The sequence below is a fragment of the Streptomyces sp. bgisy130 genome (genome assembly GCF_057708345.1).
In genome coordinates this window covers 13458-34487 of sequence record NZ_JBYISA010000025.1, presented here as the reverse complement: position 1 = coordinate 34487, position 21030 = coordinate 13458, and the positions used below count along the sequence as shown (strand labels likewise).

At 67.9% G+C, this 21030-nt stretch carries 13 protein-coding genes; 12 read left to right on the top strand and 1 reads right to left on the bottom strand.

Annotated features, from left to right (window positions below; all coding sequences use genetic code 11):
* Nucleotides 1-234: 234 nt before the first annotated feature.
* Nucleotides 235-804 carry a hypothetical protein gene (locus tag AC3EUV_RS27030; RefSeq protein ID WP_435604088.1) on the bottom strand — a complete coding sequence of 190 codons (570 nt, stop codon included), beginning with the start codon at nt 802-804 and terminating at the stop codon, nt 235-237.
* Between the two features lie 966 nt (nt 805-1770).
* Here AC3EUV_RS27030 and AC3EUV_RS27025 point away from each other — a divergent pair.
* The 12 genes from AC3EUV_RS27025 (at nt 1771) to AC3EUV_RS26970 (ending at nt 20999) form a co-directional block, all read left to right on the top strand.
* Complete coding sequence (locus AC3EUV_RS27025) at nt 1771-3324, top strand: alpha/beta hydrolase (protein WP_435604087.1); 1554 nt, start codon at nt 1771-1773, stop codon at nt 3322-3324.
* Between the two features lie 126 nt (nt 3325-3450).
* Nucleotides 3451-6282 (top strand): helix-turn-helix transcriptional regulator, encoded by a 2832-nt coding sequence (locus AC3EUV_RS27020; RefSeq protein ID WP_435604086.1) that lies wholly within the window; start codon nt 3451-3453, stop codon nt 6280-6282.
* A 334-nt stretch (nt 6283-6616) separates the two neighbouring features.
* The gene (locus AC3EUV_RS27015) at nt 6617-7333 is read left to right on the top strand and encodes a hypothetical protein (RefSeq protein ID WP_432146591.1); all 717 of its coding nucleotides are present in this window, start codon (nt 6617-6619) and stop codon (nt 7331-7333) included.
* A gap of 215 nt (nt 7334-7548) precedes the next feature.
* Entirely contained in the window at nt 7549-8193 is a 645-nt protein-coding gene (gene def / locus AC3EUV_RS27010; protein WP_432146592.1) for a peptide deformylase, read from the top strand.
* Nucleotides 8194-8546: 353 nt separating this feature from the next.
* Nucleotides 8547-11375, top strand: coding sequence for an AAA family ATPase (locus AC3EUV_RS27005; protein WP_432146593.1), 2829 nt, complete (start codon nt 8547-8549; stop codon nt 11373-11375).
* A 342-nt stretch (nt 11376-11717) separates the two neighbouring features.
* On the top strand, nt 11718-11897 hold the full coding sequence (locus AC3EUV_RS27000; protein WP_432146594.1) for a thiocillin family RiPP: 180 nt from the start codon (nt 11718-11720) through the stop codon (nt 11895-11897).
* 273 nt (nt 11898-12170) lie between these two features.
* Nucleotides 12171-13211 (top strand): site-2 protease family protein, encoded by a 1041-nt coding sequence (locus tag AC3EUV_RS26995; protein ID WP_432146595.1) that lies wholly within the window; start codon nt 12171-12173, stop codon nt 13209-13211.
* Nucleotides 13212-13321: 110 nt separating this feature from the next.
* Nucleotides 13322-15769: a lantibiotic dehydratase family protein gene (locus tag AC3EUV_RS26990; protein ID WP_432146596.1), complete on the top strand. Its 2448-nt coding sequence runs from the start codon at nt 13322-13324 to the stop codon at nt 15767-15769.
* On the top strand, nt 15766-16587 hold the full coding sequence (locus AC3EUV_RS26985) for a thiopeptide-type bacteriocin biosynthesis protein (protein ID WP_432146597.1): 822 nt from the start codon (nt 15766-15768) through the stop codon (nt 16585-16587). The genes AC3EUV_RS26990 and AC3EUV_RS26985 overlap by 4 nt, the downstream gene beginning before the upstream one ends.
* On the top strand, nt 16568-17932 hold the full coding sequence (locus tag AC3EUV_RS26980; protein ID WP_432146598.1) for a YcaO-like family protein: 1365 nt from the start codon (nt 16568-16570) through the stop codon (nt 17930-17932). The genes AC3EUV_RS26985 and AC3EUV_RS26980 overlap by 20 nt, the downstream gene beginning before the upstream one ends.
* Before the next feature lie 11 nt (nt 17933-17943).
* Nucleotides 17944-18594, top strand: a complete 651-nt coding sequence (locus tag AC3EUV_RS26975) for a hypothetical protein (RefSeq protein WP_432146599.1) — start codon at nt 17944-17946, stop codon at nt 18592-18594.
* A 2-nt stretch (nt 18595-18596) separates the two neighbouring features.
* A complete protein-coding gene (locus tag AC3EUV_RS26970; protein ID WP_435604085.1) occupies nt 18597-20999 on the top strand; it encodes a nitroreductase family protein in 2403 nt (800 codons plus the stop codon).
* The last annotated feature ends 31 nt before the right edge of the window (nt 21000-21030 follow it).

Below are 21030 nucleotides of genomic sequence, written 5' to 3'. Positions count from 1 at the left end.
CCAGCTAGTGAGGCGGAGGGTTTGGCTTGCCTGCTCGTGGCGGGCGATGCTGGAGTTGGCGATCGGGAAGTGTGCGCACATAGCGGCTGCTGACCTCGGTGCGGTGCCGGTAGATCTTCCCAGACCGGCAGAATGGCGATGGTGAGTGGGCAGGCACGACTTCCGTTGTGATGGTCAGGGGACTTCTCCTGGTCATCGAAACTCGTGCCTGCCTCCCGTCTCACCGCCAGGCAATCAGCTGCGAAGTAGGTCAGCCACCCGATCACCCATCAATAGAGCGACGTAGTCCTGTGGGCCAAGGCTGCCGAGCGTTACTTCAGGCTGGCCGGTGGACGGTGCCGGTGGCGTGGTCGACGTGGAAGCGTCATCCGTCGCGGGAATCTTGAGTTCAGCCCAAGATGCGGGATCGGGCATGCCGTTCGCATCTGCACCCTGGTATCCCAGATGCTCCTGCCATTTCTGATAGGCGCTCTGTAGCGTCCCGCCCCATGTGGAACTCACCTGATCGGGCGCCAGGTAGCCAATATCGGCGAGACGCTTGGCCAGAGCGAGGATGACCGGACCGGTCTTCCCCTCAACGAAGTATCCAACAGGCCCCGGATAGTCCTCGTACGGGCCGTCGCCAGCGTACTTGCCAGATGTGTCGGAAGAGGCCGACAGGGGACTCTCGATCGCGTCCGGCTTACTGTCGGCCAAGGCGGCCGTCTCTGATGCAGCAAATGCGGCAGTGAAAGCTCCGGCAACAGCTGCTGCAGAGACCCATTTACGCGTTCGGCTGACACGTATTTTGCGATGCATGCCCATGCTTTAGATTCCCTGATCCTTTTTGTTGTTTTTCGGTGAAACGCTTTCCGGTGAAGTCGTTAGGCTATTCCTGGAACTGTCGCCGCAGATCGACGTTGCTGAACGGCGAATGCGAGCCAATTTTCCGAAATCGCGATATTCGTCGAGCAAGGCGACGCTAATTGCTGCACCTGAGAGGGTATGACGGCGCGATGGGCAGTTCCCGGAATTTGAACTGTGCGGCCGGCGATAAGGGACTTCATGACGGGCCTCCCCCCTCGACCGTCCAGATGGAAACGATGTGCAATCGCCATTCGTGCTATGACACGTCTGAGTCGACGGAAAGGCTGTGCCACTCCACTATCCCTTGGACACTGCTACGGGTGAGTGCGCGAATCCGGAGGGACGCCTTGCAGGACACTCAGAAGTCCCGGCCCTTTGAGGGCCGGGCTATCATGGGCGCCCTTGCGAATAGGTCGCCGTGCTGACGTTCGAGCTCAGCCCATGCGACGAACTCCGCCGACTGGCCACCATCTTGTCTGTCTGTCCGGGCGTCGGAAAGCGTAGAAATACGCGCCTTGCTACTTGATCAGTGCAGATATTGAGACCGAAGGGTTGGGTTGCCTGCTCTCGGCGCGATCGCCGGCATCTGCACCCGCACTCTGGGGGCGGCCTGGCGATCCTCATCTAGGGGGGAGCGCGCCGCCGGGCGTACCTCCAGGGTCTGACCCGGAAGTCGCCCTGCGGGCCGATGCTCCGTTGACTGGCGTCGGGAAGTATTCCTTGCTGTCTGCTGAGAACCGCGCCAAGGACAAGGAACCGACTGTGCGAAGCAAATGGATAGGTGCCTTTCTGGGCGGGACCGCGATCGTTGTGGCAGCAGCGAGCGTGTCTCCTGCGAGTGCTTCTGCTGCATCCCCCCTGGGCCAATATGCCCGGCAGAAGCCAGCGTGGCAGCGATGCGATCCCCGCGCGCCGGCGGACTTGGTGTGCGCGAAGATCAAGGTGCCGCTCGACTACGGGCGTCCTGGCGAGGAGACCATCGAGCTGGCGGTCTCCCGAATGAAGGCACGGGAGTCAGGAAAACGGCACGGTGTGCTGCTGATGAACCCTGGTGGGCCCGGCGACTCGGGCAGATTCATGCCCTTCACTTTGAAGCTGCCCGATTCGGTACGTGACCGGTTCGACCTGATCGGGTTCGATCCCCGCGGCATGTGGAGCAGCGCACCCGTGCGCTGCGGGCTGACCGAGGCGGAGGACGAACGAAGACACCCTTATGATCCTCGGACGTTCGCCCAGAATGTCGCATGGGCGCGCACGGTGGCGGAGGAGTGCCGGACCAAACACGGCGCCAGGCTTCCTCACATCACCACCCGCAACACTGCCCGCGACATGGATGTGATCCGCTCCGTGCTCGGAGAGAAGAAGATCTCCTACTTGGGTGTCTCCTACGGAACCTATCTCGGTGCCGTTTACACGCAGATGTTCCCGGACCGCACCGACCGGTTCATCCTCGACAGCGCGATCGACCCGAACCGTGTCTGGCGGGAATACATTCGCGGCGAAGCGCACCACGCTGAACGCGCGTTCCGGCGATGGAGTGAATGGACCGCACAGCGTAATGCGGCCTATCGCCTCGGTGACACCCCGGCCAAGGTCCGCAAGGCCTTCTGGGACCTGGTGGCCCAGGCCGACCGCACACCCATCAAGGACGACGGGGAAACCTATACAGGCGCCGACATCCGCAATTTCGCCGGGTTCTCCATGGTCCGTGAGGCGGCCGAGAACATTGTCCGGTGGAAGAAGGCCGCCAGCACACCCCTGCCCGCCACGGACAGCCCGGCACTGGTCGACGACTTGGTGGCCGGCTATTGGTCCATCGTGTGCGGCGATGCGGACACGTGGCCTCGTGACCCTGCGCAGTACCGCCGTGATGCGGCGCGGGACAAAGCCCGGTATCCGCTCGTGGGTGATCTGACCGCCGGTATCACGCCCTGCGCTTTTTGGACCAAGGGCAGTGAACCGCGCACCGTGGTCGACAACGACACACCTGCGCTCATCCTCCAGTACGAGTGGGACGACTCCACCCCGCTGCCCGGTGCCATGGGCCTGCGCAAGGCCATGAAAGGCGCGCGGATGGTGACAGTCGCCGGAGGCGAGGGGCACGGCGTCTACGCCAACCCGCACCCGCCGTGCGTGGACCAGGCAGTCACCACCTACCTCACCACCGGCCGACTCCCCACCGGCGACGTGACATGCCAGGCATCGGACACCCCGCCACAACCCACGGCTGACCACGCCGACCAGCATGCCGCCGGCGGTGCCGGTCGGCCGGCGGTCACGCCGACCGCTTCGCGGACCGAGACCGGCAAGAACGCCGAGAACCACAGCACCGGCGGTAATCTCGCGACGACCGGCGACAACGGCAGCATCCCGTACGCCGCAGCCGGCGCCGCCGCACTCACACTCGGCATCATGGCCATGACAGCAACCGGTCGACGGAAGGCCCGAGCAAAGGCGGCCACGGAAAGCTCCCCATAGCTGGTCTTGGGAGGGGATACGTGGGGCGTTAGCTTGAAGGCAAGGGCAGTCACAGCGATGCCATGGGCTCCGGCCGGACCAGCCCCCATGGCGTCACGGCTGTCGCCGGTACAAAGGGGCAAGGTCATGGAACACGGCGCCCGCGGTCTTCTCGGTCGTGAGGACGAGACGGCGGAATTGCGAAGGTTGGCGGTCTCCGCGGCGGCAGGTGAGGGGCAGACGGCATTCGTCATCGGGGAGACGGGGCTGGGCAAGACGTCCGTAATGGAGGCGGCTGTCGCGACCGCCCAGCGGCTCGGGCTGCGAACCTTGACCACGGCAGCACAGGAGATGGCGCAAAAGCGCCCCTTTGCCACGATTGCGGCCTGTCTGGGGGTGGACAGCCCATCCGGCGACGTCCTTCGCTCCCGTGTCGCCGAGATCCTGCAAGGGCACGGGCGCTTCGGGATGCCGGGTGCGATGGCAGGCGGGGGTGAGGCGGATTTCGCTAGCGTCGAGGCGCTGCTGGGCCTGGTGGATGACCTGTGTACGCGAGAGCCGTTGGCGCTGTTCCTCGACGATCTGCAGTGGGCCGACGCGGCGAGCCTGCACGTGGTGCACCGGCTGATGCGGTCGGTGCACCAGCTCCCGCTCCTCCTGGTCGGGGCCTACCGGCCGGGTCCCGGGTGCGCGGTCGACCGGCTCGTACGGGGTGCGGCTCTCGGCCGGCCCACCGTGCTGGAGCTGGTGCCGCTGAGTCCGCCCGATGTGTCGGCTGTGCTGGCCGGGATGTGCGGCGCTGCACCCGGCCCACGGCTACGGGCCATGGCCGGGGAAGCGGCGGGAAACCCCCTGTACGTCATGGAGCTGGCCGCAGCCCTGCTGCGCGAAAAGGCGATCGAGCTCCACGACGAGATGGCGGAATCCACCGCCGGCTACCCCGTACCGTCGCTGACGGCACTGATCACGCATCGGTTGAGTCCTCTGCGCGACGAGGTGCTGCAGGCGCTCCGTGTCGCCTCGGTGCTGGGAGCCCCTTGCACGGTCACCGAACTCGCGGCAGTACTGGACAGGCCGACCCACGAACTGCTCAGCATCGTCACTGAGGCCGAAGAGTCCGGCATTCTGCATGATGCCGGCAACCATCTGGACTTCCGCCATGACCTGATACGGCGTTCCTTGTACGACGCCCTGGCGGGCTCGACCCGCGCCATGTTGCATCTGAAGTCCGCGCACGCCCTTGACGACGCCGGGGCGGCACCCGAACGGGTCGCCGAGCATCTGCTCGCCGCGGCTCCGGCAGCGGGCGCCTTCCTTGTCTCCTGGCTCAGAGGATCCGCTGCCGCCCTCGCTACCCGGGCCCCGGCCATGGCGATCCAGCTGCTCGATACAGCCCTGACGCTGACCGGCCCCGACGATCCGCACCAGGGCGAGCTCCAATTGCACCGTGCCCTCGCACACCTCTCCCTGGGAGAACTCGCCGAAGCCGAGGAAAGCGCACGCTGCGCACTGCTCAGACCGGCGGCGCCGGAATGGGAGTGGGGCTCGCGCTGGATCATCGTGCAGGCAACGTTCGGCCGCGGCCGGGCGGACCTGGCGCTGGCCGAGACCCGCGCCGCGTGCCGCAGCGAGAGTGTGCCGTCGACGGAGGCCACACGGTTCCGGGCATTCAGCGCGGTGTGTCTGTTCGCACTGGGCAGGCTCGCGGAGGCCGATGCGGTGGCGGCGTCCGCCCGGTGCGAAGCCGATGGTGACGGCCCTGCGTTGGCCAACGCTCTGAACGTACTATCCGCCAAGCGCTTCCTCGAAGCGCCCGGAACCGAGGCACTGCAACTGGCTCTGCAAGCCACCCGGTTCGCAGCACAGTCTCCCCATCCTGCACAGCGGATCAGTCTCCAACTCACCCTGGCAAACAGCTACATCGAGCTTGACCGCGGCGCCGACGCACAGCGCACCCTGGCCACCGTCCACAAGGCCGCGGAGCGAACCGGAGGCGTCTTCCTGCCGTGGTACCACCTGTCCTGCGCCCTTCTCGCCTTCCACACCGGCCGCTGGGACGATGCCCTCACTGAGGTCGAGGCCGGGCTCGATCCGGGCGAGCACTTCGCCATGAGCCGGGCCCTGCGCGCCGTGGCGGCGCTGATCGCCGTACACCGCGGCCAGCGGAGCGATGCCGCAGCGCACCTCACAGCCGTGGACGCCGCCTCCGACAGGGGGACGATCGCCTGGTTCTACGAGTACCTGCCCCTGTGTGCCCGAGCCCTCGCAGAGGAGGCCCACGGTGAATCCGAGCACGCCTACAGCAGGCTGGCGCATGCCTTCGACCACGGCATCGGCCACTTGCCCAGCCGCCTCATCCTCGGCTTTCTGACCCCCGATCTCGTTCGGCTCGCCCTGGCCCGGGGCAATACGGCGCACGCTCAGCGCTACGCCGCCGCAGCCAAGGCGCGGGCCGACCACAGCGGCGGGCCGTACCACCTCGGTGACGCCTACCGCTGCCAGGGGCTGCTGGAGAAGGACCCGGACCTGCTCCTGGAGGCGGCACGCTGCTATCACGAGGCGCCGAGACCCCTGAGTGAGGCACACGTCCTCACCGATGCGGCCGAACTGCTCGCCAGCCGCCGGCGACCGGCGCAGGCCCGTGCTCTGCTCGACCAGGCACTGGAGATCTACGCCCGCCTGGACGCCGGCTGGGACGCGGCACGCGCCGCGTCCCGCTTGCGCACCATGGACGTACGCCGCGGTACACGGGGTCCGCGCAGCAGCATCCGCCACGGCTGGAACGCACTCACCGACACCGAACGCATCGTCGCCGACCACGTTGCGGGCGGCCACTCCAACCCCGAGATCGCTGACCTCATGTGCATTTCACGACGCACCGTCAGCACGCATGTGTCCCGCATTCTCCACAAGCTCGGGATGGCGTCACGTGTGGAACTAGCGACTGAAACCATCCGTCGCATGAACGAGGAACGGTGATGGTGGCGCCCCGGGAATTCTGGTGCCCATCGACCGACGCGCGAACCTAAGGCCCTCGGGGTGTCTTCGCCAAAACGCGGCGTGCCCCTTGGCCGGACAACATGAGGGCGGAGAAGAACACCGTCGCGCGAACTCAACATTCATGTACGTCACTTGACGGATGATTCGCCGCTCTGCGCATGACACTCTCAGCGGGCCACGGCGAACCGAATACGCGAAAAGGTCAACGGCGAAGAAATGCGCCCGAGGCTGCAAGGAATCGCTGACGGACTCCCTCCCGTAAGGCTCCCAACCTTGAGGGCGCAAAGCCCAAGTGAAAGTAAGGTGAATGAAGATGAACGCCAGCATACGCAGTGCTCGTCTGTCGGGAAGGGGTCGGCAGATGAAGGCCGTCGTGGTGGGCGCGTTGGCCGTTTCGGCGACGTCGCTCCTGGGTGTCACCCCGGCGCAGGCAGACTCGGGCCTCGGCGGTTGGATCGCGCCCGCGCCCGCGCCCGATCTGGCCCCTGGTCCCGACCCGCTGGAGGATCCTGAGAAGCGGGCCGATTTCCTCTCGCGTTGCGGTGAGTGGTGCACCATCGTGAACGGCGAGTTCACCGGTGATGCCCGTGAGGGCGCACCGGAGAGGGTGTCGCAGATTCACGACAACTGCACCTCGCAGCCGGGCAGCTTCACCTACAAGGAGGAGGAAACTCAGGGCAATGGCATCGTCATCGGACTGCAGCTGAGCAGCAAAAACGTCCCGGTGCTGCCGAAGATCGAGTACAGCTCGGTGAACACGAGGACGGAAGGCGTGACCGACACCGTCAATCAGCCGCCTTACACACGTTCCTGGCTTGACAAGGTTCCCGTTGCCCAGAAGCTGCGGGGAACGTGGAAGGTTGCAGGATTCGACCCATCGAATGCCGATGTCAACGAGTTCACCATGAGGGGGCCACGCGAATTCACCGACGTCGAGGCCGATGCGACCTACACCGTCCTCAGAAAGCAGTCCCGCCCCATGACCGAGGAAGAGAAGGTCACCCTCTGCGGCAACCACAGCCCCAGCTAGGGTCGGTTGCGACCGTGCTGGCCACAGTCACTCGTTGAGCAGGAATGCATTCGCGCCAGCCTCAATCACGTGGTCGAGTGCAACCGAACATCAAGTCCAGCGCGAAGGTCGCCAGTACGCACGGTTCGATCCGTGTAAGGGATTCCGTGCTGTCGCCACGGCTGTACGACGTGTAAAGCAACTATTCAGGATTTTTAGGAAGGCATAAGGCGGAGATGACCCAACAGCCTGTGTTTGATCAAGGCGGTGACCGGTGCGTGGACGAGGAGTTCATCGACGATGTCACCAACGCCGGGGAGCGGGAGGCCGCCTACCGTGAGCGCGGCACCTCGCGGCCGATCACGGTCGTCGGCAACCCGGTGCTCCACAAGGAGTGCAAGGACGTCACGGAGTTCGGCGACGAGCTGGCGCAGCTGATCGACGACATGTTCGCCAGCCAGCGCACCGCCGAGGGAGTGGGTCTGGCCGCCAACCAGATCGGCGTGGACCGGAAGGTCTTCGTCTACGACTGCCCGGACGCCGAGGGCGTCCGGCACGTCGGCGTGGTCTGCAACCCCGTCCTGGACGAGCTGCCCGCCGAGCGCCGGGTGCTGGACGACTCCAACGAGGGCTGTCTGTCCGTGCCCGGCGCCTACGCCGAGCTGGCCCGCCCCGACTACGCCGTGGTCCGCGGCCAGGACGCCAAGGGCGACCCGATCGCCGTGCGGGGCACCGGCTACTTCGCGCGCTGCCTCCAGCACGAGACCGATCACCTCTACGGCTACCTCTACATCGACCGGCTCAGCAAGCAGGGCCGCAAGGACGCCCTGAAGCAGATGGCTGAGCGGGAGCCCCGCTACCCCGTCGTCGCCAACGACTGAGGCGCGCGGGCGCCCGGCCGCGTCAGGACCCGTTCTGCCCATACGCGGGCAACGGCCTGAGAACCCGCTCAAAAGATCATTACAGAAGCCCATCGGTGGACTGGTTTGCTACGTCACTTGACGGATGTAAACGTTCCATTCCAGGGGCACTCTCGACCGATGGGAACACTCGGCAGCCCGCCTTCGCCTGACTGCTGTTCCTCACCACCCTGAGCGTGGCGATGACCCTGTGTGACGGAGACTTCACCCGCGCCCAGGCACAAGGCATATACGACCGACCAAGATAAAGAATTTCCAACCCGTGGCCTGTAAAGGGCGCAGTTGGCATCTTCGCTGGAATGCAAGGGGAGCCGATGAGCAACTCGGCGTCGTACCTTCTGGACCGAAATGCTGAGCTGGCTCGCGTGGAGAATCTCCTGGACGATACCGCTCGCGGAGTCTCCGGTCTGCTCGTCGTCCGGGGGCTCGCCGGTACCGGGCGGACCACCATGCTGAGCAGGGGCTGCCAATCGGCACATGATCGAGGTTTTGTGGTCCTGTCGGCGTGCGCCACCCCGTGCGATCGTGACTTCACTCTCGGTGTCGTCCGGCAGCTCTTGGAACCGGTGTGCTACGCCCCCTCGGGGCCGGACCGGGACGCGCTGCTGGGAGGAACGGTCGCCGAGGCGATACGGGTGCTCGGGGCAGAGGGCCTGGATGGCAGGGGAGACGCGAGCAGTGGCGGGTTGCAGACGTTGCTTCGCCTGATGGCCACGGTCGCTGTGCGCCGGCCTGTGCTCGTCGCGGTCGATGATCTGCAATGGGCCGACGCGCCGTCGTTGCATTGGCTGAATCGGTTGCTCCGTCCGGGCAGGGGCCTGCCTGTCGCCGGGCTGATCAGTACCAGCGAAAGTGAACGGAGCGCCGATACCTCTGTGACCGACGAGATCCAGAGCCGCGCCCAGCAGCTGCGGCTGGGTCCGTTGACCGAGGTGAGTACGGGGTTCCTGGCGGAAGCGTTCCTGGGCGCTGCCCCTGACGAGGAGTTCGTGCAGGCCTGTCACGTGGCAACGGGCGGCAACCCGGCCACCCTCCGCACGCTGCTCGCCGCGCTGGCTGATGACGGGGTCAAGCCGACGGCCGCGGTGGCGCCCGCCCTTCGGGATCTTGATGTACCCCAGTTGCTTCCTTCGCTGTACTCCGGAATGCGCCGGGTATCGCCGTATGCCCTGAGTCTGGCCAGGGCGGTGGCGGTGCTGGGTGATCAAGCCCGGCTCGATTGGGCTGCGGCGATAGCAGGGGTGGAGAGCGCCGTCGCGGCAGAGGTGGTGTCTTCGCTGACCCGGACGGGTGTGCTCAGTGGCACAAGCGATGCACTGACCTTCACCTGCGCGTTGGCGAGAACGGCACTGCTGGGTGACTTCGCGGAAGTCGACAGGGCCGTTGCCCACTCCCGTGCGGCTTGCCTGCTGTACCAGGGCGCGGCACCGGCGGAGAGTGTCGCCTCTCACCTCCTGCAGAGCCCGGCACTGGATGCCCCCTGGGTCTGCGATGTCCTCCATGCCGCGGCCCGGACGGCAATGATCGGGGGCAGGCAGAGGATCGCCGTCTTGTACCTTCGCCGGTTGCTCCGTGGTTCGCTCGACAACCGTCGTCGTGCGACCGCCCTGATCTCGCTCGGCCGTACGGAGCTGGGCGTCGAGGTTCCCTCAGCTGTGGAGCACCTCGTGAGCGGTCTGGAAAAGCTGGACGACCCGCGTATGTGGGTCGAGACCGCCCGCACGGCTGCCCAGGCGCTGGGGCTGACCGCCGGATACGACACGGGTATCGCTCTGCTGAAAGAAGCAAGGGCCAAGATCGGGTATGAATACCCGAGCCAAGCCGTCGATTGTGAGAGCGACCTCGTCGCCCTGGAGGTCGCTCAGATCTCCAGTGCCGGCGACGGCTGTGCACGGCTGGCCAACCTTGAGTCGGTGGACCGTGCCGGGGATCCTGCACAGGGTGTCACTGCCTTGCGCAGCTATCAGGCAAGCCAGCTCGGTGAGTCGGCTGAGACGACGGTGCACCTTGCTGAACTAGCCCTGACCGGTGGGGTCTTGGGCGAAGGAGCCTTGCCGCCTGTTCTCGCGTTGCTCGCGCTGATCCGCGCGGACGCGCTGGGGTCAGCTCTGCGCCATTGCGACGACGGTCTTCGGGACGCTCAGGTCGGGGCGTTTCCCCCGATGCTCGCCGTGATGCGGTCCCTGCGTGCGCAGGTCGCGCTGCGGCTCGGGCGGGTAACGGAGGCATGGGCCGACGCTCAAGCGGCCCTGGAGTGCTTCGACGGCTTGGGGCTGGGACTCGTGCCCGGCGCGGTCAGCTGGGCCGTTGCTCCCCTCGTGGAAGCTCTTGCCGAACGAGGTGAGTTCTCCAACGCCCTCGCACTGCTCAAGGCCAGAGGGCTCGCCGGCCCCCTGCCCGAATCGTTGTCGTCCACCTACGTGCTCTACAGCCGGGGCCGGGTGTATGCGGGCCTGGGAGACGTTCGGCGGGGCCGCGAAGATCTGCTGCTGTGCGGGAGGCGGTGGCAGGCGTTGGGGGCATGCAGTCCCTCGGCCGGCCCCTGGCGTTCGGAGGCGGCCCTGGCTGTCGCGGCGCTTGGTGACGGCCCGGAAGCCTGTCGCCTGGCTGAGGAGGAACTGGAGCTTGCGCGGCGATGGGGGACACCCGGAGTGGTCGGCAGGGCCATGCGTGCCGTCGGCACCCTGACCGGTGGACGCATGGGCATGGAATTGCTGACGGCGTCGGTGGACGTGCTGGAGGGCTCTCCTGCCCGGCTCGACCTGGCCCGGGCACTCGGCGACCTCGGCGCAGCCCTCCGCCATTCGGGAAGGAACTCACACGCTCGCGAGCGGCTCCACTCTGCGCTTGACCTCGCCCGCTGCTGCGGTGCCGACGCACTCAGCGATCGACTCCGCGACGAGCTACGCGCCGCCGGCGGCCGTAGCCGTTGCGCCCAGGGAGCACTCGCGGCCGGGCTGACCCCGGCCGAGACCCGCGTCGCCATGCTGGCGGCGCGGGGACATACCAACCGGGACATCGCCAAAGCCCTCCACATCACCCAGCGAGCCGTTGAGTTCCATCTCACCAACGTCTACCGGAAGATGCGTATCGGCGGGCGCTCCGAACTTGGCGCGCTGGGCCTATTGGAGCCTTCTCAGTAACGTCTCGTGACGGTTGGGGACTTGCGTTCGGTGGGCGACCAGCCCTTTTGTCGGTCAGCCTGAGTTCGGTAGGGCTTGCAGTCGCTCGCATGCGCTGGTGATCAAGACTGTCCGGAGTCAGTGCCGGGACAGGCGAAGACGGCGGGCGAAAAGTGCGAGGTTAAGTCTTCGGTGCCGTCCGTAGGGAAGTTCCGGCGCCGCGGGGACATCCTCGCTGAAAGTCCTGCTGATGCCGCACACGGCCGCCGAGGACTCCGCGCCACAGGCCATACCCGTACCCATCCTTCTCTCCACGAAAGCCTTGTGGCGCGCCCAACCCGAACAAGAGTGAAGGAGAACAACGTGAAGACGGACGACATGCTCGACCTGGTCGCCTCCGAGACTGCCGACGAGGAGCTGTGGGCCAGCGAGCTTCCCGAACAGGCAGCCGGGTGCTGCAAGGGCACCGCCAGTACGGAAAGCACGCTCAGCTGCCCGCTCTCGAGCTTCGTCTGCGTGGCCTCCCTCGGTTCCGCCTGCTGACCCAGGCTGGCTGATCCGCGCCACGCGGCCGGGGAAACGACCGGAGGGCTCATGGGAGCCCTCCGGTTCCGGCGGCCGACAGGTATGCCGACCACCTCCCACACAATGACCACCCATCAGGAAACACGAGAAATGTCCCATATGATGGCAGTCGAGCCCACAAGCCCCTCGGGGGACGCCGAGCATCAGGACCGCGCCGGCGGCATTGGCCCAGCGACTCCGCTCCGGCTTGTTGCGGACGTCCAGCTACTGGAGGGGCCGGACAGTAGGCCCATGCTGTTCAACGGGGAGAACCAGAGCTACGTGCTGCTCGGCCGCGGTACCGCGGCGCTGATCCCCGCTCTGCGCAGGGGGACGACGCTCGCCGAACTGGTCGACCTGGTGGGGCAGACGTCCAGCCTGCCGGATCAGCAACTCGAACGGCGGCTGCGCGCCGTACTGGAGGAGATGCGGCACGCGAGCCTCTTCGACGGGCTCACGGCTCCGCAGATGGACAGGGGATCACGGCTCGCGCGCAGCCAGCTGAAGGTTCCCCAGTTCCGTGTGCGCCTGGCGAGGCGAAGTGCGGACGAGCTGTTCGAGCTGCTCGCCCGGCCGATACACGCCGCTCCCGTCCGCCGGTACCTGCTGCCCGTGCTGTGGACCGGCGGCCCCTTGGCCTATCTGTTCGCCACCTTGACCCTGCTCGGGGGCGGACTGATCGCACCGCCTTCGGGGCTCACCCTGCTGGTGATCTTCCTGGTGACCATTCTGCAGCTGTTCTTCCACGAGACGGCCCATGGAGTGTGCTGCCGGTACTACGGCGTTCCTGTACGCGAGGTCGGCGTATCGCTGTGGTACTACATCATGCCGGTCACCTATGTCGACCACAGCGACACCTACCGGCTGCCCCGACGCTGGCCCAGAGTGGCGATCAGCCTCGCAGGGCCGCTTGTCGACATGTACACCTGCGGCGTGATCGCGCTCTTCGTACATCAGGCCCAGAGCGGCATCACCGAGCAGGTGTGGCGAGCGGTACTACTGGTGCAGTGCCTCACTCTGTTGGTGAACTTCAACCCACTCCTGCCCACTGACGCGGTTCACGCGGTGGAAGCGGCGACGGGCCAGGTGAACCTGCGGGGCCGGTCGATCTCGTACGTCGTGCACCGGATGCTGCGCCGGCCGCTGCCTTCCGGTCTCAGTCCGACGGGCGTCCGCAGCGTGCGCTGGCTGGCCTGGTGCTACGGGGTGGCCTGTCTGCTGTATCTCCTGGTCATGATCGCTGCGACCGGCTATCTGCTGTCGATAGCCGTCCGGATGGTTGCAGGATCATGACTGCGACACTTCCCCCGCTGCGAGGTCCGGTATCGGCCGACGAAACCGACCCTCGCGCAGCCGGATGCCCTCGGGAGGCTGACTTCGGCCCCGTTGAGGTCCTGACTCCCATGGTGGTCCGCCGCTGCGCCATCCCCGTCGAGGAGCTGGACCTGCTCGCCGCTCCCCACACCACCGAGGCGCTCGCCGCCGCGCAGCGGGCGCACGAGTCCGCACTGTCCGCTGCGGATCTGGTGACCACCCTTCTCTATGAACTCATCCCCCGGCTCCGGGAGGACCGAGTGCGACGCTCGGCGATCCGTCTGAGGCGGGATGTGTTCAACGACCGGTTCGCCGACCGCACCCACGCCGACGCAGAGCGGCTCATTCCGGAGCTGCCGGCTGACACCGTCGGCTCACTGCACCGATGGATCCGGCTGCAGCAGACGTACCGGAGCCGTATGACGCTGGCCGAGGACCGGCTGCGCGCGGAAGCCGAGGTGTCAGGGGCGTGTCTGGTTGCCGTGTTCGCCAGGCCGGACCGGCTGCCCGGTCTGGCGGTCGCCTCGCCCGTGCTGGCAGGGAGACTCGCCGACGGCAAGGTGGGAGACCTGGCGCTGGGCGGCCGTTCCGCCCGCTCCCTCGCTTCCTACCTGTCCAGAGCAGCGGTGAAGACCAGTCCCTTTGGTCAGCTCGCCACGCTGACGACCGCCCGGTTCGGGCCCCGGCCCGCGGACAGGCGCATGAACCGGGCCGCAGAACAGCCGTCGGCAACCATCGCGCTGTCCCGTGCCGTGGCCGTACTCGTCCTGCACGCGCTGGCCGTGAATCCCGCGACCGCGGGGCTCCTGGGTGATCCGGTGCCGGTCCGGGTGACCCACACGGGGGACGGTGCATTGGCCATCCGCCGGGCGTGGACGGTCGAGGACGCGATGCTGTTCACCTACGTGTGGGTGGATGTGCGCCGGGATATCGGCCTGCTCACCGATGCCGATGCGTTGCGGCGGCTGCGCGAGAAGGATCCTGCGGCTCTGCGGAGGCTGCTGGACCTGGGGCTGGCCGCGATGCGCACACCGTGGTGCCACGACGGCACGCGGCACTTTGCCGCGCTGGCGGATGCGCTGAACGCCGGGGCTGATGGCGGTCCGGCGGCGGGCGCCTGCCGTCGGCTGGCCGAGCTGGAAGCAGGTTTCGCCGGGGCCGGGGCCGCTCAGCGCGCCCGAATCGACCGACAAGTCCGTGCTGAAGTACGGGAGTTGGTGGAGGAGGCCGGCACGCCCGCACCGGCGTGGCTGGACACCGTGCACCTGTGGCATGAGGCGGCCGAGTCACCCGGTGGGGAAGTTCGGCTGCCGCAGAGTGTGCAGGACGACCTGGTGGCCGTGTCCCACCAGCGGTTCCAACAGGCGCATCTATCCGTGCTGTACCGCCGCATGGCAGAGGCGTTTGAGCAGCGGTACGGGAGCGGGGGCCGCTGCGACGACGTGCTGGGGTTTCTCGCGCAGTTTCTCCGAGGCCCCCGCGCGGCAGCCCACCTGTCACAGGCGCCGCTGGACGACGCGCGTACCGGGGCCGCCGACCAGGAACTGCACGGGGGCCACGGCACCCTGGGCCCGGTCACCGCTGTGGTGTACGCCCAGATTGCCGCGCGACAGGAGCCCGACCTGGCCGCGGGGAACTACCGGCTCGTGGTCAACCAAATCAACGGTGGCGGCTGGGGAGTCAACGCGCGCTGGCTCAGCCTGGGTTCCCTGGGCCGGGAGCTGACCGACAGCCTCCCGCGGTGGCTGGCCACCGCTCACCCCGGTTGTCGTCTGATGCAGCTGTCCGTGGGCAGTGAGATCTGCGACCTGCAACGCGCGTCCACCTCGCTGCTGCCCGCCCTCGACTGGAACGGACAGCCGGCTGATGCCGTGGCCGAGCCGATCGCGTCGTTCACCCTCCACCATGACCCGTACACGCGTACCTTGCAGCTCGCGGACCGCAATGGCGCACCCGTGGCCCTGTGCTATCTAGGTGTCGTTCCGGCTCATCTGCTGTCGCCGCTGCCACGCCTGTTGATCATGCTGGGCGACCCCTGGTCGATCCCACCGGTCAGCCCACACTCTGGCGGTGAGGGGTGGGCGGCAGCCGCCGGGCATTCCTCGGCCTCCCGCGGAGCGGCCGACGTGCGGCACCGCCCACGGGCCGAGACGGGGCGGATCGTGCTGCACCGGGCCGAGTGGGAGATGGACTCCGCCCAGGTGCCCCGGCCGGAGCCGGGTCAGCGGCTCCAGGCGGCGCATCTGCTGCGGCTTCGCGACTGGTTCATGGCCAGAGGCATTCCGTGCGAGGGCTTCGCCCGGCCCCAAGGCGGTGTGTTCGGCGCGTCCGGGAAACCGGTCTGGTTCAGCCTCGACCATCCGCACAGCGTGGCCGCGGGGTTGCTGCCGTTGCTGTCCCGTCAGCCGGTGATACGTGTCGTCGAGGCGCTGCCATCCCGTGAGCAGCACTGGGCCACGGGGCCGGACGGCCGTCACCACGCCGTGGAACTGACCGCCATGACCAGGGTCAGACCGAACGCGGGGGGCAGACGTTGACCAGGCACTGGCTGTACTACCGGGTAGCAGCTTCCGCCCCCGACCCGACCGCGCCCGTGGTCGCCGGCCTGCTGCCCGGGTTGGTGGCGCGGCTGCACGGAACCGATCCCCAGGGGCAGTGGTTCTTCCTGCGCTTCACCGACGGGCTGGGTCCCCATGTGCGCATCCGATTTCTTTCCACGCCCGCCGTGAACGACGCCATCGAGCGGGAGATCACAGAAGCATCCAGGGCGCAGAAGCTTTTCACCGTCCTCGACTACTACGAACCCGAGACCGCCAAGTACCCCGGACCGGTCGGAGTGGCGCAAGCGGAGAAGGTCTTCCATGCCTCGAGCGAATGTGTGCTCATCCTGCTCGACGGCGCCGGCACGGTCACCCCCCGCACCCTCCTTCCGCTGGTGACACGGCACCTGGGACAGGTGGCGCACATGCTGCCGCCCGAGCAACGGGTGTCGTTCCTCTTCCACTACTGGTGCTACTGGACGGCTGGTCTGGGCACCGCGCAGCGCACAGCACTCGGCGAGCGTGCCGTCCGCAGCGCCGCCGCGGTGTGGGCGACGGCGAACACCCTGAGTCTCCCCGAGCGGGCCCGCGATCCGTGGCAGCACTACCTGTCCGCGCTGCGCACGACCGTGACCGACCAGCGAGGGAACGGTTCCGCACCGATCAACCACCTGGTGTTCCACCACGCACATCTCATGCACAACCGGCTGGGGGCCTGGCCCGTCATGGAAGCCCTCGCGGCGAGGATCCTGCATCTTCAGCTCGTGGGCCGCCCCCCTGGGAGCGGGAGGACCGATGACGACCACGGCTGGTGAACGGACCGTCCCTTCGGCGGAGCAGCCGGAGGTCGCGGCGCGCCTGGAAGACATGGTGTCTCCGTTCGGGGGCCTGTTCGGCGCAGTGAAGCGGCTGGCCGACATGCCCGGGGAGCCGGCGATGCCGATCTTCACGGCAAGCCTCGGGGATCCCGCCGAAGTCGTTGACGGGGTCGCGCTGTGGCAGCGCCGGCTGCGGCAGCCCACGGCGAACAGCATGGACGGGGCAGGCGGCGACCTCGATCCCCGGACCGGTCGCTGGCTGTCGATCGCCGAGGCGCTCGAGCGGTACTGCGCCCTCGTCTGGCGACCGGAGCAAATCATCACGGCCACCGCCGAGGAACTGGGCCACGAGGCCGTCGATCTGGCGGAACTGCCGCAGCTGTCGGAGCGCGAGCTGGCCATGGCAGGCCAGACGCTGGTCCCGCCGGACCCGGCCGCCCCAAGGCGCTGGGTGCGCGGAATCCGGCTCCGGGACGCGAAGCTGACATGGCTCCCGGCGATGTATGTATGGCTGTGCCTCCACGCCGAGTCCCGTGCCGAGACGATCACGCATGGGATCTCCACCGGTTGCGCCGGGCACACCGATGCACGGACCGCACTGGTGAAGGGCTTGTGCGAAGCGGTGGAACGGGACGCCGTCGCGTTGGTGTGGCTGCAGATGCTGTCCTTGCCCCGGCTGGACTGCACGGACGCGGCGCCTGAGCTCCGAGAGCTTCTGGAGCGTCACGAAGAGCACCCCGGTATCCGGATGCACCTGTTCGACGCGACCACCGATATCGGTCTGCCCACGGTCTACGCGGTGCGGGTGGCCCAGCACAGCACATGCACCCACACGGTCGTGGCGGCCTCGACAGAATTCGACCCGACCCGTGCAGCCGTCAAGGCGATCCGGGAGACGATCTCATGCCGTCTGGCGTTCGAGATGCTGCCGGAGGATTCCTCCGACGTCGCCGACTTCCAGAGCGCGTCCGCCGGCGGGCAGTACATGGCGCACGCAAGCCGGGCCCACGCCTTCGACTTCCTCCTCAACTCGCCGCACAGCAGGCCGATCGCACATCTGCCCCGTATACCGGCCGCTGATCCGGCCCAGCAGCTCGCGGCGGTGCTCGACCGGCTGGAGGCCGCGGGGTTCGACGCGTACGCGGTCGACCTGACCACCGACGAGGCGCGGGAGGCCGGGGTGACCGTGGTGCGGACCCTGGTGCCCGGACTGCAGCCGCTGTCCTTCGTCCAACGCAGCCGATACCTCGGCCATCCGCGACTGTACGACGCTCCGCGACGTATGGGCTTCCCGGTGCGATCCGAGGGTGACATCAATCCCTGGCCCCAGCCCTTCGCATAAGGGGGAATGACATGTCTGCCATACCGTCTTGGGTCGTGGTGCACACCGGTGACTTCGGCGCTGCGGTGGCTACCGAGGTACGCCGTCGGCTTCCCGATGCCGACGCGGTCCACACCGGTGCGCTCCCCGGGCTCCAGTGCCCCCCGGGCGGGCTGATTCTCCTCGCGACCAACCGGCCCTGCGTCGATGTGGAACTGACCGTGGACCGGTGGGCGATGGACCAGCAGTGCTTTCTGATTCCGGTGGCACTCGAGCATCCGTTTCTGCGCATCGGCCCCGTCCTCGGGCCGCGCGCCCACGCCACCCTGGACTGCTATCGGCGGCGGTTGCACCAGCACCACCGCGACCGCGAGGTGCGCCGGATGGCGGAGGAGCAGTATGCCGCCGAGGCCGCCCTCCAGCCTCAGGGCTACCTTCCGACGCTGGTCACGCTCGCGGTGAGCACGGTGCTCGAGCTCGGCAGGCGGCTGGCGGACGGTGTGGACGACGAGCTGCAGCAGGTGCGGCTGCTGGATGTCTACACCTTGAGCACCCGCTGCAGCCGCCTGGTCGGACGGCACGGCAACGCCCGCTCGGCTCCGGTGTACGCGGAGGCGGAGCGGTCCTACCGCGCGCTCCTACCCGTCGTGCGGGACGTCGCGAAGATGAGAGGAGCGCAGTGATCATGACACCTGACACGGCCGCCGACACCCGCGAACCGCCCGCCGTCCACGGGATGCTGCCCACCCACGCACCAGCGGTGCCACGGCTGCCCAGGCTGCTACCGGGCCTGGCCAAGCTCACGTTGGCAGACGCATATCTGGTCGAGGGGGCGGCCCAGAACCAGGTGTTCCGCGGCCGTGCCGCCACAGTTCTGCTTCCCCGCCTGGTGGAGGCACTGGACGGCACGCGTGACGTGGCCCGGCTCGCCGAGCACCTCCAGGTGCCGGAAGGGCACATCCGGACCGCGGTGGCACTGCTGCACACCCGGGGACTGCTGGAAGAGGGGGCGGACCCGCCGGCACCTGCCGACCCCGTTGCCTGGTGGCTGGGCCGGGCCCTGGGAACCACCCGTCAGCACCGCAGCACGGCTGCGGTGCTCGCACGGCTGGCCGACGCCAGGGTCGGCATCCTGGGCGACCCCGGCCTCGGTACGCGGCTGTTGCACCACCTCCACGGACTCGGGGTGCAGGCCGAGCTGTCACCGTCGGAGTCCGTGCCGGACGGCAACAGGATGGCGCTGGTCGTCGCGGTTGCCGCCGCGCCGGAGCCGGTGCCGTGGTTCGCCTCGGTCGACGCGCAGTGGCGACGGCGCGCGCCGTGGTTGCGGGTCCTGCTCGACGGCTCCGTGATCGAGATCGGGCCGCGCTTCGATGCGCGGGTGAGCCCCGAGTACCGGCTGTGGCAGGAGACCAGGCTGCCGAACCCCTCCGGTGGCGAGGGCTCACCTTTCACCGACGCGGCGCTGTCCGTGGCCGCAACCGAAGTCCTGCATCTGGTGGCGGGAATCGGCAGCCCGCAGACACTGCACAGCAGACTGCGATTCGACCTGGCACGGTGGGAGACACAGCAGCTGCCCGTCACCCTTCCGCCGTGTCCGGTCGGAACCGGCAAGGCCGGGACCCCTCAGCGCGTTTCCGCGGCCGGCGCGTTCGAGCATCTGGCGCGGCCCTGGCCCGACGAACTCGACCCAGGGGCCGCAAGAGCCCAGAAACGAGCCTCCGGAGAACGGCAATGGAAGAAGGGATACTTCGCGCACCACCGTGAGGCGCTGCCCGATTCCGTCCCCGCGTGCCCCCCGGCCCTGAACGAGCCGGTCCCGGACACCTACCGTCTGTCCGCTGTGCTGCGCTCCGTTCGGGGGCGGGCTGAGGCCGACGGACCGGTACCCCGCGCCTCGACTGAGAATGTCGCTGCATCACCTCACTGCTATCTCATCACCCTTGGAGCATCGAGCCGGTCTGCGGGCGTCCGCTACTACGACGCGGACGAGCACACACTGGTCACGTTGAGAGAGTTCACCCCCGAGAAGGTGTGCCGGGCACGTCAGGCGCTCGGCACGGCAGAAGACGTGTTGGTCGTCCTGACCGGGGAAATATCCCACGTCAGACCCGGCGTGCTCGCGCCCGCCCTCCGCACGGGCATGATCGATGCGGGGGCGGCGGTGCACCGCATCGCACGGACGGCCACCTCCGTGGGGTGGCGGGCTGCACTCAGTGAGCAAGCTCCCTTCCTCAGAGTGAGCCGACTGCTGGGGATGGACCCTGCCCGCGAACCGGTCCTGGCGGTCGTGGGCCTGGCCGGTACCGAGCAGCCGTCAGTGTCGATGGCGCCCGGCGGCAGCACCAGGGATCTCAGCGGCGGTGCCGATGCGGCAGACGGTGCGGACGAGTGGGCCGAACGCCCGGTGGAGCCGGATCCGCAGAGTCTCAGTGCACTGGTCACCGGTCTCCTGACCGAGCTGCATGAGCACGCACCCGCACCGACGCCGGAAGCTCCCGGGCCATTCCTCGGCATGCCTCTCCTACCCCGCGAGGTGACCGTCGGGGGGCTGCGACACCCCGCCCGTCACCGAACCGGCTCGGTTGCCCTGACGGGCGAGGTGCTTGCGGGCCTGCTGGCGAGGGCCTCTCAGGCGTCCAGCCAGGGCTGGCCGGACGCCGAACAGGTCCCGTTGTCCTTCGTCGTGCAGGTACACCGCGTCGCCGGGCTCGCATCCGGGGTCTACCGTTACGGCCCCTTCCCCACCGAGCGACCTCTGCGGGTGCCCGGTTCTCTCCCTCCCACCACCCTGGCGCCGTGGACCGGCCGTGCCGACACGTCCGCGCTCGTGACGGTTTTGGGGACGTTGCCCCGAGCCGTCGGCCGGGACGGCGCACACGGATACCGGCGATTGCTGCTGCGCAGCTCGGCAGCTGTCGCAGAGGCGTCACTCGCTGCGGCTGAACAAGGTCTGACGGCATATCGCGTGGCCGGCGCGCCGCCCGAGTACATCCGGCAGTGGACAGGAATCGACCCGAGCACGGCCGTCCCGCTGACCGCCCTGGCGGTCGGCCCTCCGTTGCCGAACGGGGAGAGCGCACCGTGAAACGGCAGAAGACGGCAACTGACCATGGACA

Excerpts from the sequence above, each read along its gene's own strand:
- AC3EUV_RS27030 (WP_435604088.1), bottom strand. The coding sequence starts at position 804 with ATGGGCATGCATCGCAAAATACGTGTCAGCCGAACGCGTAAATGGGTC.
- AC3EUV_RS27020 (WP_435604086.1), top strand. The coding sequence starts at position 3,451 with ATGGAACACGGCGCCCGCGGTCTTCTCGGTCGTGAGGACGAGACGGCG.
- AC3EUV_RS27015 (WP_432146591.1), top strand. The coding sequence starts at position 6,617 with ATGAACGCCAGCATACGCAGTGCTCGTCTGTCGGGAAGGGGTCGGCAG.
- def (WP_432146592.1), top strand. The coding sequence starts at position 7,549 with ATGACCCAACAGCCTGTGTTTGATCAAGGCGGTGACCGGTGCGTGGAC.
- AC3EUV_RS27005 (WP_432146593.1), top strand. The coding sequence starts at position 8,547 with ATGAGCAACTCGGCGTCGTACCTTCTGGACCGAAATGCTGAGCTGGCT.
- AC3EUV_RS26995 (WP_432146595.1), top strand. The coding sequence starts at position 12,171 with ATGCTGTTCAACGGGGAGAACCAGAGCTACGTGCTGCTCGGCCGCGGT.
- AC3EUV_RS26990 (WP_432146596.1), top strand. The coding sequence starts at position 13,322 with ATGGTGGTCCGCCGCTGCGCCATCCCCGTCGAGGAGCTGGACCTGCTC.
- AC3EUV_RS26980 (WP_432146598.1), top strand. The coding sequence starts at position 16,568 with ATGACGACCACGGCTGGTGAACGGACCGTCCCTTCGGCGGAGCAGCCG.
- AC3EUV_RS26975 (WP_432146599.1), top strand. The coding sequence starts at position 17,944 with ATGTCTGCCATACCGTCTTGGGTCGTGGTGCACACCGGTGACTTCGGC.
- AC3EUV_RS26970 (WP_435604085.1), top strand. The coding sequence starts at position 18,597 with ATGACACCTGACACGGCCGCCGACACCCGCGAACCGCCCGCCGTCCAC.